The sequence below is a fragment of the Streptomyces sp. SAI-170 genome, assembly GCF_049739565.1.
Classification (GTDB): domain Bacteria; phylum Actinomycetota; class Actinomycetes; order Streptomycetales; family Streptomycetaceae; genus Streptomyces.
Window position 1 is genome coordinate 5604081 of sequence record NZ_JBMGQD010000001.1, and the last position, 13173, is coordinate 5617253.

The 13173-nt window shown below is 71.8% G+C and carries 9 protein-coding genes; 7 read left to right on the forward strand and 2 right to left on the reverse strand.

From position 1 onward, the window contains the following. The first annotated feature begins 51 nt into the window (after nucleotides 1-51). On the forward strand, nucleotides 52-2007 hold the full coding sequence (locus tag RKD23_RS25115) for a TIGR03960 family B12-binding radical SAM protein (protein ID WP_424855721.1): 1956 nt from the start codon (nucleotides 52-54) through the stop codon (nucleotides 2005-2007). A 49-nt stretch (nucleotides 2008-2056) separates the two neighbouring features. Here RKD23_RS25115 and RKD23_RS25120 read toward each other — a convergent pair whose 3' ends face one another. Beyond that, entirely contained in the window at nucleotides 2057-3172 is a 1116-nt protein-coding gene (locus RKD23_RS25120) for a tetratricopeptide repeat-containing glycosyltransferase (protein ID WP_424855722.1), read from the reverse strand. Between the two features lie 137 nt (nucleotides 3173-3309). Beyond that, entirely contained in the window at nucleotides 3310-4059 is a 750-nt protein-coding gene (locus RKD23_RS25125; protein ID WP_424855723.1) for a hypothetical protein, read from the reverse strand. Between the two features lie 215 nt (nucleotides 4060-4274). Here RKD23_RS25125 and RKD23_RS25130 point away from each other — a divergent pair, with 215 nt between their 5' ends. From RKD23_RS25130 to obgE, 6 genes are all read left to right on the forward strand, one after another. Beyond that, complete coding sequence (locus tag RKD23_RS25130; RefSeq protein WP_424858325.1) at nucleotides 4275-5399, forward strand: hypothetical protein; 1125 nt, start codon at nucleotides 4275-4277, stop codon at nucleotides 5397-5399. 46 nt (nucleotides 5400-5445) lie between these two features. Then, on the forward strand, nucleotides 5446-6228 hold the full coding sequence (locus tag RKD23_RS25135; protein ID WP_424855724.1) for a TIGR03936 family radical SAM-associated protein: 783 nt from the start codon (nucleotides 5446-5448) through the stop codon (nucleotides 6226-6228). Nucleotides 6229-6491: 263 nt separating this feature from the next. Then, the gene (locus tag RKD23_RS25140; RefSeq protein ID WP_424855725.1) at nucleotides 6492-10706 is read left to right on the forward strand and encodes an Rne/Rng family ribonuclease; all 4215 of its coding nucleotides are present in this window, start codon (nucleotides 6492-6494) and stop codon (nucleotides 10704-10706) included. A 253-nt stretch (nucleotides 10707-10959) separates the two neighbouring features. After that, nucleotides 10960-11280 carry a 50S ribosomal protein L21 gene (gene rplU / locus RKD23_RS25145; protein ID WP_356685366.1) on the forward strand — a complete coding sequence of 107 codons (321 nt, stop codon included), beginning with the start codon at nucleotides 10960-10962 and terminating at the stop codon, nucleotides 11278-11280. Between the two features lie 14 nt (nucleotides 11281-11294). Further along, nucleotides 11295-11549, forward strand: coding sequence for a 50S ribosomal protein L27 (rpmA, locus tag RKD23_RS25150; protein ID WP_404035488.1), 255 nt, complete (start codon nucleotides 11295-11297; stop codon nucleotides 11547-11549). 177 nt (nucleotides 11550-11726) lie between these two features. Beyond that, nucleotides 11727-13172 (forward strand): GTPase ObgE, encoded by a 1446-nt coding sequence (gene obgE, locus RKD23_RS25155; RefSeq protein WP_424855726.1) that lies wholly within the window; start codon nucleotides 11727-11729, stop codon nucleotides 13170-13172. The last annotated feature ends 1 nt before the right edge of the window (nucleotide 13173 follow it).

The following is a 13173-nucleotide window of genomic DNA, read 5'->3' on the forward strand; positions in this document are numbered from 1 at the left end:
GGCGGGTTACGCTTGATGGTCACCCCTGTCAGCTCACGAAGGTCCTCCGCGATGTCTGCCGAGTCGGTTTTCCCGCAGCTCGAAGCTCTGCTCCCGCACGTGCAGAAGCCGATCCAGTACGTCGGCGGCGAGCTCAACTCCACGGTCAAGCCGTGGGAGGAGTGTGACGTCCGCTGGGCGCTCATGTACCCGGACGCGTACGAGGTCGGGCTGCCCAACCAGGGCGTCATGATCCTCTACGAGGTCCTCAACGAGCAGGAGGGCGTCCTCGCCGAGCGCACGTACAGCGTGTGGCCGGACCTGGAGGCGCTGATGCGGGAGCACGGCGTCCCGCAGTTCACGGTGGACGGCCACCGGCCGGTGAAGGCGTTCGACGTGTTCGGCCTGTCCTTCTCCACGGAGCTGGGCTACACGAACATGCTGACGGCGCTGGACCTGGCGGGCATTCCGCTGGAGTCCAAGGACCGCACGATCGACGACCCGATCGTGCTGGCCGGCGGCCACGCGGCCTTCAACCCCGAGCCGATCGCCGACTTCATCGACGCGGCGGTCATCGGCGACGGCGAGCAGGCCGTGCTGGACATGACGAAGATCATCCGCGAGTGGAAGGCGGAGGGCCGGCCCGGTGGCCGCGAGGAGGTCCTCTTCCGGCTGGCGAAGACGGGCGCGGTGTACATCCCGGCGTTCTACGACGTGGAGTACCTGCCGGACGGCCGTATCGCACGTGTCGTACCGAACAAGTCGGGTGTGCCGTGGCGCGTGTCCAAGCACACGGTGATGGACCTCGACGAGTGGCCGTACCCCAAGCAGCCGCTGGTCCCGCTGGCGGAGACGGTCCACGAGCGCATGTCGGTGGAGATCTTCCGCGGCTGCACGCGCGGCTGCCGCTTCTGCCAGGCGGGCATGATCACCCGCCCGGTGCGTGAGCGTTCGATCACCGGCATCGGCGACATGGTGGAGAAGGGCCTGAAGGCGACCGGCTTCGAGGAGGTCGGCCTTCTGTCCCTGTCGTCGGCGGACCACTCGGAGATCGGCGAGATCGCCAAGGGTCTGGCGGACCGCTACGAGGAAGACAAGATCGGCCTCTCGCTCCCCTCCACCCGTGTGGACGCCTTCAACGTCGACCTGGCCAACGAGCTGACCCGCAACGGCCGCCGCTCCGGCCTGACCTTCGCCCCTGAGGGCGGCTCGGAGCGCATGCGCAAGGTCATCAACAAGATGGTCTCCGAGGACGACCTGATCAGGACCGTCTCGACGGCGTACGGCAACGGCTGGCGCCAGGTGAAGCTGTACTTCATGTGCGGCCTGCCGACCGAGACCGACGAGGACGTCCTGCAGATCGCCGACATGGCGACGAAGGTCATCGCCAAGGGCCGCGAGGTCTCCCGCTCGAACGACATCCGCTGCACGGTGTCGATCGGCGGCTTCGTCCCCAAGCCGCACACGCCGTTCCAGTGGGCGCCGCAGTTGTCGGCGGAGGAGACGGACGCGCGTCTGGAGAAGCTGCGCGACAAGATCCGCGGCGACAAGAAGTACGGCCGTTCCATCGGCTTCCGCTACCACGACGGCAAGCCCGGCATCATCGAGGGCCTGCTCTCCCGCGGCGACCGCCGCGTCGGCGCTGTCATCCGCGCGGTCTACGAGGACGGCGGCCGCTTCGACGGCTGGCGCGAGCACTTCTCCTACGACCGCTGGATGGGCTGCGCGGACAAGGCGCTGGCCCAGTTCGGTGTGGATGTCGACTGGTACACCACCCGCGAGCGCACCTACGAGGAAGTCCTCCCCTGGGACCACCTGGACTCCGGCCTGGACAAGGACTGGCTCTGGGAGGACTGGCAGGACGCCCTCGACGAGACCGAGGTCGAGGACTGCCGCTGGACCCCCTGCTTCGACTGCGGCGTGTGCCCCGCCATGGACACCCACATCCAGATCGGCCCCACGGGCAAGAAGCTGCTGCCGCTGACGGTGAAGAACGCGGCGCCTGCGGCGAGCGGGCACGCTCACTGAGCCGACGGTGTGTGCCGGGCCCTTTCCCTGGGGGGAGGGGCCCGGTTTCTCATGCCGGTTGGGGGCGGGGTGCGCCGAGGGCGAGCTTGGTGCGGGCGAAGTCGCGGTTGGCGAGGACGCGTTCGCGGTGGGCCTCGGGGAGCTTTCCGCCGTCCAGCAGCTTCTCGCAAGCCTCCAGCGACTCGCGGTACTCGCCCATCCAGTAGGCGGCCACCGCCAGCTCGTCCAGGGCCTGCCAGTCGTACCAGCCGTGCTCGACGAAGAGGATGTCGTCGGGCTGCGGGATCTCCACCGCGCGCCGCGCGAACAGGTAGGCCAACGGCCAGCGTTCGCCCTGGACGCGGCACAGGTGGGCGAGTTCACCGAGGGGTTCGGCCCGGGTGGGGCGGTACGCGTGGGCGTCCAGGAGGCGCGCCATGACCTCGGGCGTCTTGCGCTTCAGCTCCATGGCGAGGCGGGCGGCGTAGAGGCGGGAGCAGAACGCCTCCTCGACGAAACCGTCCATCTCCGCGCGCCGGTCGTAGGCCGCGAGCGCCTTCGCCGGTTCACCGGCGTCGCGCCAGCTCTGGGCCAGGTAGAAGGCGTACCGGGTGTTGCCGGGCTCCTTGGCGAGCCCGTCCTTCAGGAGCGCGGCGTCGCGCAGGTACTTCTGGCGCTGGCTGACCTGTGACCGTCCGCCGCCGCCCATGATGACCGTGCGCACCCCGCCGAGGGTCGCCCGGCTGAACTCGGCGTCGCACTCCAGGTATTCGTGCAGGACACCGACGTACCGCCAGGGCAGGCGGGTCGACACGATCGTCGGGCGCCAGTGGACGACGGGGCCGTGGCGGACCTCGGCGTCGTAGCAGTCGTGGGTCAGGTCCGGCAGCGTGAAGCCGGGGTCGGTCTGCAGCACGTCGTCGGCGTCGATGAACAGCAGGTGGCGCGCCCGGTCCCGGGCCCGTTCGATCGCCTCCGTACGGCTCTGGCCGAAGCCCCGCCAAGGGCTTTCGTAGAGGGTTCCGGGCAGGTCGGAGAGTGTGTCGCGGACGATGTCCTGGGTCCCGTCGGTCGAGCCGGTGTCAAGGATCACCCAGGTGTCGATGAGGGGGCGCACGGATTCGAGACAGCGCCGGATCACATGCGCCTCGTCCTTGACGATCATATTGAGGCAGACCGTTTTCATGGCTTTTTTCTTTTCTGCGGCGAAAAGGGGCGGCCGGTGAATTTATCGAGCCGCGGTGGCCCGTACAAGCAGCCAAGGGGCCCTGGCGGACGTGGCGATCTGCCGGGGCCCCTTGTGCGTCGCCCGAGTGAGCGGGCCTACGGGACGGGAATCCCGCCGTTCTCCTCGCCCGGAGCCGGCTGCATGTTCACGAGCTCCCAGTCGTCGTCGCAGTCCAGCGTGCGGTCGCTCGTGTCCACCTCACAGGTGGTCTGGTAGATCTCGCCGGTGGTGGTGACGACATCGATCCGCACCTCGCCGTCCACGCCCTGACTGTGCTGGACGATGGAGATGCCGCAGGCGTTCTCCGGGTAGTCCTCGTTGTCGCTGAGGTCCGACCACAGGTAGGGGCCGGGCTCCGCCGTGGTGAGGTCGCGGATGCCCGCGTACGCCGTGTTGTCCGGCGGCACCAGCGCGGCGCGCAGCTCGTAGTTGTTGCTCATCTGGTGGGCGTCGATGTCGGCGCAGATGGCCGGGCCGGTGGCACCGGTGGCACCCGTTGCGCCCGTCGCCCCGGTCGGGCCGGCGGGACCCGTCGCGCCGGTGGCACCCGTCGCACCGGTGGCACCCGTCGCGCCGGTGGCGCCCTTGCAGTGGTCCTTGTCGCCGCCGTACGGGGTCGCGGTCGAACTGTGCTTGCCGGGCTTGCCGGGCTTGTCGGGCTTGCAGTCGTTGCCGGCGGGCTGGGTGACGGTCGTCCGCTCGCTGGAGACGGCTCGGGCGGCCGCCGCGGCGGGCGTGGCCACGCCGGCCGCGAGGACCAGCGTGAGGGAGGTCAGCGTCCCTGCCTTCTGGAATCGCAGCCTGGCCGTCGGGCCGAGCGGGGACGTCCTCGGTCGAGAACTCATAGACATGCTCCTTGGCACGTAGCGCTCCGGGAACGTCCCGGACCGCGGTGCGAGAGTGACCCGAGCCACCCGCGGTGACGGGCGAACGCGGGGGCAACGCGCCGTCAAATAGGCAAAACGGTCTAGCGGAAGGTGTGATCGCGGCGAGGCGAACGTGATGGCATCGCAATCCCTCAGGGCGCATCCGCGGCACCGCCCGTCGCGTCATGACAGGTATGGACCCGCAGAAGCCGCTGCCCCAGCCCCGACAACCGGAGGGCTGCCTCGCCGTCGCCATCCGCATCCCGGTGCGGATCGTCGTGCTCGTGCTGGTGGTGCCGGTACGGATGGTGTGGGACGCCCTTGTCGTGGCGTGGCGGTTCCTGACGGATGCCGTGTTCCGGCCGGTGGGGCGGGCGTTGCTGTGGGTCGGGCGGGCGTTGTTCGTGTGGCCGTTCGTCGGGCTGTGGCGGTACGTCGTCGTGCCCGTGGGGAGAGGGCTCGGCTGGCTCGGGCGGATGGTGCTCGTCGTGCCGGCCGCGTGGCTGTACCGGTCCGTGCTGACGCCGCTCGGGCACGCGATCGCCTGGCTGGCACGGGGCCTGGGCGCGGGGATCGGGGCCGGGCTGCTCTGGGTGTACAGGTGGGTGCTCGCGCCGGTGGGGCGCGGGATCGCGTGGGTGCTGAAGGGGATCGGCCTGGGGCTCGGGGCCGTCGGGGCCGGGGTGTTCGCGGTGGTCGCCTGGCTGGTGCGGTATCTGGTCGTCGTGCCGGCCGAGTGGCTGTACAGGTGGGTGCTCGCCCCTGTCGGGCGGGCTGTGGCCTGGTGCGCCAAGGGGCTGTGGTGGCTGCTCACGGCGATCGTCACCGGGATCGGGGTCGGCCTGTACTGGATCGCCCGGGTGCTGCTGGTGCTGCCCGCGATCGCGGTGTGGCGGTACCTGCTCGTGCCGGTGGGACGCGTGCTGGCCGTCGTCGGACGGGAGGTCGCCGACGCGCTCGGGCACGCCTGGCGCGTGGCGGGGCACATCTCGCGCGCGGTCGGCCGGTTCCTCGCGACGCTCTTCCGGTGGATCTTCGTCGAGCCGGTGCGGTGGGTCTACCGCACGGTCCTCACCCCGGTCGGACATGTCGTAAGGGACGCCGTCCTGCGGCCCGCCGCGGAGGCCGCACGCAGTGTGCGCAGGGCGACACGGCAGGCGCTCACCGCGGCCCGGGACAGCACCCGGCAGGCCCGCGCCGACTTCCGCCGGATGCTGTTCGGCGAGCCGGGCAGCGCACCTGAGGTGGCCCGGCGGGAACCTGCGGGCCGCGAGACACGTACTCTAGGTAGCAGTACGACCGTTCTCACGAAGGACTAGGACACTGGGCAAGCGACAGCCTGAAGGCCCGCCGCCGGCACCCGCGGTGCAGCGCATCCGACTGCGTTACACCAAGCGCGGCCGCCTTAGGTTCACCAGCCACCGCGACTTCCAGCGCGCTTTCGAGCGGGCGCTGCGCCGCGCCGAGGTCCCCATGGCCTATTCGGCGGGCTTCACGCCGCACCCGAAGGTGTCCTACGCCAATGCCGCACCCACCGGCACGGGCAGTGAGGCGGAGTATCTGGAGATCGCGCTCACCGAAGCGCGTGACCCGGAGACCCTGCGCGTTCTCCTCGACGAGTCGCTGCCCCCCGGGCTCGACGTCGTCGACGCGGTCGAGGCCCGTACGTCGGGGCTCGCCGACCGGCTCGCGGCCTCGGTGTGGGAGCTTCGCCTGCCCGGCGTGGACCCCGCCGACGCGGCCCGGGCGGTGGCCGCCTTCAACGGCGCCGAGACCGTCGAGGTCCAGCGGATGACCAAGAACGGCGTCCGCACCTTCGACGCCCGCTCCGCGGTCGTCGGCCTGGAGAGCGCGGACGCAAGCACTGAAACGCACAGTTCGCCGGCTGATAGGCCGACCGACCAGCCCTGTGCGATACTGCGGCTGGTTGTTCGGCACGTGACGCCTGCCGTGCGACCCGACGACGTCCTGTCCGGTCTCCGCGCCGTGGCCGACCTGGCGCCGCCGGTCCCCGCAGCGGTGACCAGGCTGGCGCAGGGGCTGCTCGATGAAGAGACCGGCACGGTGACCGACCCGCTCGCGCCCGACCGCGAGGCAGCAGCGGCCCAACCGGCCGCTACGACTGCCACCGCGAAGGAGCCGGCGTAAGGAAGGTCCCGCGAAGGGACGGACGTCGAAGCGCCGCCCTCGTACTCGGGAGCCACCTGGGTCGGGCAGCGCACCGACCACAAGACTTTCGCCAGGCCGTACGCGACAAGGCGTACGGAACCGGCGAGACAGGACACAGAGAGCTCCCGTGCGGCGCCCGCGCCCCGGACGGCGGCACACGCGCACCGCGCGAGCCGCGGACGTCACCGGCCACCTGCCGGACCATGCGCGGCGCCCGGGAGCCTGACGGGAGATACGCCCGCATGCTCGAGCCGACCGAACCCATCGAGGGTTCCGAACCGAACACCCCCAGCGACACCCTGCCGCCGCGCCGTCGGCGCCGTGCCGCATCGCGTCCGGCGGGTCCGCCGGCCGCCACCTCCGAGGCGCCGGTGGAGACCGTCGCTCCGGCCGTACCGGCCGATGAGGAGCCGCAGACCGACGTCGACGTCGAGTCCGAGACCGACGCCGAGGAGACGGCCGTGACGGCTGAGGCGGAAGAGACCCCTGCGACGTCCGAGCCGGCCGCCGAGGAGGCTGCCCCGGCCCGTCCGCGTCGGCGTGCGACGCGTCGTGCGTCCGCGCCCGCCGGTGCGCCGAAGGCCGCCGAGGTGGTCGTCGAGGCCGCCGAGCCCGCCCCGGCGGAGGAGATCGCCGGCACCCCCGCGGCGTCCGAGGAGGCTGCCCCGGCCCGTCCGCGTCGGCGTGCGACCCGCCGGGCCTCCGCGCCCGCCGGTGCGCCGCAGGCCGACGTCGTCGTGTCCGCGGAGGAGCCGGCCGAGACCGCCGTGGCCGAGGCGCCTGCCGTCGAGCCCGCTGAGGCCGTCGCCGAGGAGCCCGCGCCCGCCCCTCGTACGCGTCGGCGTGCCACGCGCCGCGCCGCCGCGCCGGCCGGTGCGCCGCAGGCGGAGGCTGCCGAGGAGGCCGCCCCGGTCGTCGAGGCCGAGCCGGCCGCTGAGCCCGTTGAGGCTGCTGAGGTCGCCGAGGCCGCTCCGCGTCGTACGCGTCGCCGTGCCACCCGGCGTACCGCCGCCCCGGAGGCGACCGCCGAGGTCCCCGTGACCGCCGAGACCCCCGTCGCGGTCGAGGCCACCGAGATGCCGGCCGCCGAGGCCGCGCCCGTCACCGAGGCCGCCGCGCCCGAGGCGGCCGCCGCCGAGCAGGACGAGGCCGCCGCGCCGCGCCGTCGGCGCCGTGTCGTCCGCAAGGCCGCGACCGGGTTCGCCGAGCCCGCTGCCGTAACGACCAAGGCCAAGGCCGAGGCCGAGGACGAAGCCGAGGTGCAGGCGGAGGCCGAGCCCGAGTCGCCGCGTCGCCCCGCGCGCCCCGCCGTCGCGGTGTTCCAGGCGCCCGTGTTCACCGAGCCGAGGTTCCAGACGCCCGAGCGCGCCGCCGCCGCGGCTGCCGCCGAGACCGTCGAGGAGGTGGAGGAGGCCGACGTCCTCGAGCCCGAGGAGCTCGTCGAGGAGCCGGCCGCCCCGCGCCGCCGTCGCCGCCGCCGGGGCACCGGCTATGGCGACGAGGCCGAGACCACCGTCGAGACCGCCCCCGCGCCCGCCGTCGAGGAGGAGCCGGAGGAGGCAGAGGAGGCCGCCGAGGACTTCGCCGAGGGCGAGGACGAGACGGAGGAGACCGGTTCGCGCCGTCGTCGTCGCCGCGGTGGCCGTCGTCGTCGCCGTGGTGAGTCCGCCGACGCCGAGACGGGCGAGTCCGGTGACGCCGAGGCCGACGAGCTCGCTGCCGAGCAGGCCGCGCAGGACGCCGAGGACACCGCCGAGCAGGAGGACGAGGACGCCGAGGAGGGCGAGGAGCCCGGCGGCTCCAGCTCCTCCAGCCGCCGTCGCCGTCGTCGTCGGCGCCGCGCAGGTGACACCTCCACCGACACCGAGCCCGGCGAGGGCGACCCGGAGCGCACCGTCGTCAAGGTCCGCGAGCCGCGCAAGCCCTCCGAGCCGTCCGACGAGGTGCAGTCCATCAAGGGCTCGACCCGTCTGGAGGCCAAGAAGCAGCGCCGCCGCGAGGGCCGCGAGCAGGGCCGCCGTCGCGTCCCGATCATCACCGAGGCCGAGTTCCTGGCCCGCCGTGAGGCCGTCGAGCGCGTGATGGTCGTCCGTCAGCACGGCGACCGCACCCAGATCGGCGTCCTCGAGGACAACGTGCTCGTCGAGCACTACGTCAACAAGGAGCAGTCGACGTCGTACGTCGGCAACGTCTACCTGGGCAAGGTCCAGAACGTGCTGCCGTCGATGGAGGCCGCCTTCATCGACATCGGCAAGGGCCGCAACGCCGTGCTGTACGCCGGTGAGGTCAACTTCGAGGCGCTCGGCATGGCCAACGGGCCGCGCCGCATCGAGTCCGCCCTCAAGTCCGGCCAGTCCGTGCTCGTCCAGGTCACCAAGGACCCGATCGGGCACAAGGGCGCCCGTCTGACCAGCCAGGTCTCGCTGCCGGGCCGTTACCTCGTGTACGTCCCCGAGGGCTCGATGACCGGCATCAGCCGCAAGCTGCCCGACACCGAGCGGGCCCGGCTGAAGACCATCCTCAAGAAGATCGTCCCCGAGGACGCGGGCGTCATCGTGCGCACCGCCGCCGAGGGCGCGAGCGAGGACGAGCTGCGCCGGGACGTCGAGCGTCTGCAGGCGCAGTGGGAGGACATCCAGAAGAAGGCCAAGAGCGGCAACGCCCCGACGCTGCTCTACGGCGAGCCGGACATGACCGTCCGGGTCGTGCGCGACATCTTCAACGAGGACTTCTCCAAGGTCGTCGTCAGCGGTGACGAGGCCTGGCAGACCATCCACGGCTATGTCTCGCACGTGGCGCCCGACCTGGCCGACCGGCTGTCCAAGTGGACCAGCGAGGTCGACGTCTTCGCGACGTACCGGATCGACGAGCAGCTCGCCAAGGCGCTGGACCGCAAGGTCTGGCTGCCCAGCGGTGGCTCGCTGGTGATCGACAAGACCGAGGCCATGGTCGTGGTCGACGTCAACACCGGCAAGTTCACCGGCCAGGGCGGCAACCTCGAAGAGACCGTCACCAGGAACAACCTGGAGGCGGCCGAGGAGATCGTGCGCCAGCTGCGGCTGCGCGACCTCGGCGGCATCGTGGTCATCGACTTCATCGACATGGTCCTGGAGTCCAACCGCGACCTGGTGCTGCGCCGCCTCCTCGAGTGCCTGGGCCGGGACCGTACGAAGCACCAGGTGGCCGAGGTGACCTCGCTGGGCCTGGTGCAGATGACCCGTAAGCGGGTCGGCCAGGGTCTGCTGGAGTCGTTCTCGGAGACCTGCGTCCACTGCAACGGACGCGGTGTCATCGTGCACATGGACCAGGCCACCGCGGCCGGTGGTGGCGGCAAGCGCCGCAAGCGTGCCCGCGCCGGTGCCGACCACGAGCACGAGGCGGCCGTCGAGCCGGCGGTGACCGCGGAGCAGGAGGCCGAGGCCGAGGAGACCGAGACGCCGGCCGAGGTCGCCGCCGAGGTCGCTCAGCCCGTCGAGCTGCCGGCTCCCGAGTTCGCGCCGGACGAGGAGCTGTACAGCAGCGTCGCCGAGGCGGAGGCCGCCGCGGGCCGTGGCCGCAGCCGCCGCCGGGCGAGCCGCAGGGCTTCGGCCCCGGCGGGTGCGCCCAAGGCGGAGGCCCCCTCCAAGCGCGAGCAGCGCACGGAGCGTCAGGCCGCTGCCGCGGCGGAGGCCGCCGTGCCCACCGCCCAGCAGGTGACCGTCGCCGAGGAGGTGGCGCGTCCGGTGCAGCCGGAGTCCGCCGCCAAGGCGCAGGCCGAGCCGGCGGCCGTCGAGGACCCGACGCTGCACGCGGCGCCGTCCGTCAAGGAGGCCGCGGAGGCTGCGGAGGCCGCGCCCAAGGGCCGTACGCGTCGCCGCGCCACCCGCAAGGTGTCCGCGCCGGCCGGTTCGCCTGCGGGTGCCGAGGCCGCCGTGGTCACGGTGGAGCCGGCCGCGCCGGTGACACCGGAGCCCGTGGCCGTCGAGGTCGCTGAGACGGTCGAGGCCGCCCCGGTCGCCGAGCCCGCTCCGGTCGCCGAGGCGCCCGCGGAGAGCGCCGCCCCGGCCCGTCCGCGGCGCCGGGCCGTGCGCAAGGCCACCGCGCCGACCGCGTCCGAGGAGGCCGCCGTGGTGGTCCTCCCCGCGGCCGAGGCTCCCGCGGCACCGGCCCCTGAGGCGGAGGCTCCCGCAGCCGAGGCCCCCGCGGCCGAAGCCGTCGTAGAGGCCGAGGAGGGTGCCGAGGAGGCCGCTCCGGCCAAGAAGGCGGCCGCGCGCAAGACGGCGAAGAAGGCCACCGCGAAGAAGGCCGCCACCAAGAAGACGGCGGCCGCGAAGAAGACCGTCGCCAAGAAGACGACGGCGAAGAAGGCGACGGCCAAGAAGGCCTCCACCGCCACGAAGAAGACCGCGTCGAAGAAGACCGTGGCGGCGGCGCAGCAGGCGCAGCCCACCGTCACGGCCTCAACCGACGAGGACTGAGCGCGACCGGTGGCCGGGCGGGTGTCCTCAGGGGCGCCCGCCCGGCGTGACCGACCGCACTCGCACGGGGCGCGACCCGGTTTGACCCCCTCGGCCACCGCCCCGTAACCTTGACCGTCGGCGTGTCCTTCTAGCACGCCACATCCCCGTAAACCTCTTCCTCCCGGGCACACGGTGGTCGGGAGAGGTCGTCCGCGCTGTCCGCCGGGCGGCTGGCCTGCGGGGTGCCGTTCCGAGTGAAAGAGAGATCCGCGTGTACGCCATCGTGCGCAGCGGCGGTCGCCAGCACAAGGTTGCTGTCGGCGACGTCGTCGAGGTTGACAAGATTTCCACCGCCAAGGTTGGCGACACGGTCGAGCTCTCGACCCTGCTCGTTGTCGACGGCGACGCCGTGACCAGCGACCCGTGGGTGCTGGCCGGCATCAAGGTCCAGGCCGAGGTCGTGGACCACCACAAGGGCCAGAAGATCGACATTCTGCGCTACAAGAACAAGACGGGCTACCGTCGTCGCCAGGGTCACCGCCAGCAGTACACGGCGATCAAGGTCACGTCCATCCCGACGGCCGCGAAGTAAAGAGGGACTGAGCAATGGCACACAAGAAGGGCGCATCGTCCACCCGGAACGGTCGCGACTCCAACGCCCAGCGGCTCGGCGTGAAGCGCTTCGGCGGTCAGGTCGTGAACGCCGGTGAGATCCTGATCCGTCAGCGCGGCACGCACTTCCACCCGGGTGCGGGCGTCGGCCGTGGCGGCGACGACACGCTGTTCGCCCTGCAGGCCGGTGCGGTGCAGTTCGGCACCCACCGTGGCCGCAAGGTCGTGAACGTCGTTCCGGTCGCCTGAATCTGCTGATTCAAGCCGATGAAACCTGAGACATGGTTTCGACCGAACGTTTCGTTCTGAACGTTTCCTTCTGGACGTTTCGTTCCGCGAGGCGGACCTCACTTCCCGGTCGGGAAGGCGGGTCCGCCTTTCGCGTGTTACGTAGTAGACATTCCCGTACGTATCTGGAGGCACCACATGACCACCTTCGTGGACCGCGTCGAGCTGCACGTCGCCGCGGGTAGCGGAGGTCACGGCTGTGCCTCCGTCCACCGTGAGAAGTTCAAGCCGCTGGGCGGCCCGGACGGCGGCAACGGCGGGCGTGGCGGTGACGTCATCCTCACCGTCGACCAGTCCGTGACAACGCTGCTCGAGTACCACCACTCGCCGCACCGCAAGGCCACCAACGGCAAGCCCGGTGAGGGCGGCAACCGCTCCGGCAAGGACGGCCAGGACCTGGTCCTCGTCGTGCCGGACGGCACCGTCGTCCTCGACAAGCAGGGCAACGTCCTCGCCGACCTGGTCGGCCACGGCACCTCCTACGTCGCCGCGCAGGGCGGCCGGGGCGGGCTCGGCAACGCCGCGCTGGCCTCCGCCCGCCGCAAGGCGCCCGGCTTCGCGCTGCTCGGTGAGCCGGGTGACCTCCAGGACATCGTCCTGGAGCTGAAGACGGTCGCCGACGTGGCGCTGGTCGGCTACCCGAGCGCGGGCAAGTCCTCGCTGATCTCGGTGCTGTCCGCGGCCAAGCCGAAGATCGCCGACTACCCCTTCACGACCCTCGTGCCGAACCTGGGCGTGGTGACGGCCGGCAACACCGTCTACACCATCGCCGACGTGCCGGGTCTGATCCCGGGCGCCAGCCAGGGCAAGGGCCTGGGCCTGGAGTTCCTGCGGCACGTGGAGCGCTGCTCGGTGCTGGTGCATGTGCTGGACACCGCGACGCTGGAGTCCGACCGTGACCCGGTCTCCGACCTGGACATCATCGAGGCCGAGCTGAAGCAGTACGGCGGGCTGGACAACCGGCCGCGCATCGTCGTGCTGAACAAGATCGACGTGCCGGACGGCAAGGACCTCGCCGAGATGGTGCGGCCGGACCTGGAGGCGCGCGGCTACCGCGTCTTCGAGGTGTCCGCCGTGGCGCACATCGGCCTCAAGGAGCTGTCCTTCGCGCTGGCCGACCTGGTCGGCCGGGCGCGTGCCGCCAAGCCCAAGGAGGAGGCGACCCGGATCGTCATCCGGCCCAAGGCCGTGGACGACGCGGGCTTCACCGTCGTACGCGAGGACGCCGGCGGCGAGCCGCTGTTCCGGGTGCGCGGCGAGAAGCCGGAGCGCTGGGTGCGGCAGACCGACTTCAACAACGACGAGGCCGTCGGCTACCTCGCCGACCGGCTCAACCGCCTCGGTGTCGAGGAGGAGCTGATGAAGGCCGGTGCCCGCTCGGGCGACGGCGTCGCCATCGGCCCCGAGGACAACGCGGTCGTCTTCGACTGGGAGCCGTCGGTCATGGCCGGTGCGGAGATGCTGGGCCGGCGCGGTGAGGACCACCGCCTCGACACGGCGCGGCCCGCGGCGCAGCGACGCCGGGACAAGCAGGCCGAACGCGACGAGGCGCAGCAGGAGTTCGACGACTTCGAGCCCTTCTAGA

Coding starts and splice junctions, on each gene's coding strand:
- RKD23_RS25115 (WP_424855721.1), top strand. CDS start 52: ATGTCTGCCGAGTCGGTTTTCCCGCAGCTCGAAGCTCTGCTCCCGCAC.
- RKD23_RS25120 (WP_424855722.1), bottom strand. CDS start 3,172: ATGAAAACGGTCTGCCTCAATATGATCGTCAAGGACGAGGCGCATGTG.
- RKD23_RS25125 (WP_424855723.1), bottom strand. CDS start 4,059: ATGAGTTCTCGACCGAGGACGTCCCCGCTCGGCCCGACGGCCAGGCTG.
- RKD23_RS25130 (WP_424858325.1), top strand. CDS start 4,275: ATGGACCCGCAGAAGCCGCTGCCCCAGCCCCGACAACCGGAGGGCTGC.
- RKD23_RS25140 (WP_424855725.1), top strand. CDS start 6,492: ATGCTCGAGCCGACCGAACCCATCGAGGGTTCCGAACCGAACACCCCC.
- rpmA (WP_404035488.1), top strand. CDS start 11,295: ATGGCACACAAGAAGGGCGCATCGTCCACCCGGAACGGTCGCGACTCC.
- obgE (WP_424855726.1), top strand. CDS start 11,727: ATGACCACCTTCGTGGACCGCGTCGAGCTGCACGTCGCCGCGGGTAGC.